The organism is Bartonella sp. AA83SXKL (assembly GCF_042196965.1).
Classification (GTDB): Bacteria; Pseudomonadota; Alphaproteobacteria; order Rhizobiales; family Rhizobiaceae; genus Bartonella.
This window is the reverse complement of sequence record NZ_JBHIRG010000335.1, coordinates 1-553: the sequence shown is the minus strand read 5'-3', so window position 1 is coordinate 553 and position 553 is coordinate 1. Positions and strand designations below refer to the sequence as shown.

1 protein-coding gene and 1 pseudogene are annotated in these 553 nt (G+C 32.0%); one reads left to right on the top strand and one right to left on the bottom strand.

Going from position 1 to position 553, the window contains the following annotated elements; translation table 11 throughout:
- A partial coding sequence (locus tag ACFINO_RS11495; RefSeq protein ID WP_375655976.1) for a thymidylate synthase occupies positions 1-184 on the bottom strand: 184 nt, incomplete at its 3' end.
- 225 nt (positions 185-409) lie between these two features.
- Here ACFINO_RS11495 and ACFINO_RS11490 point away from each other — a divergent pair.
- Positions 410-553: pseudogene (locus ACFINO_RS11490) on the top strand (alpha-ketoglutarate permease); the annotation flags it as partial.

Genomic DNA, 553 nt, shown 5'->3' with positions numbered 1-553 from the left:
ACCACAAAAGCTCATAAATGATCGAGCGTAAATGCAATTTCTTCGTTGTTAACAATGGAAATCCAGCCTGTAAATCAAACCGCATCTGATAGCCAAAAACCGATCGTGTTCCTACACCAGTTCTGTCAGTACGATCAATGCCTTTATTTAAAACATGAGATAAAAGATCAAGATAGGTTTTCATATAAAGCAGTATAACCGATTCTATTGATTATAGAAAATAGAAACTGTAAAATTTATAAAATATAGTTTAAATCTCTTTCCTCAAATTTCTTGCACAAGAAATTACCATGATTTGATGCAATTTTTGACGCAAAAGATAAAATACTGTAGACATCTCCTAGGGGAATAAATACAGGGATGATAAATACAATACATACCATATGAATGTAAACAAAGGGATAGACTTATGGAGAATGAAAAAACTCTAACACCGAATGATACAAGAAAACGTGTTCTCTCTATCGTATCTAGTGCATCAGGTAATCTGGTAGAATGGTATGATTTTTATGTTTATTCTTTTACGTCCATCTATTTTGCATCACAGTTTTTT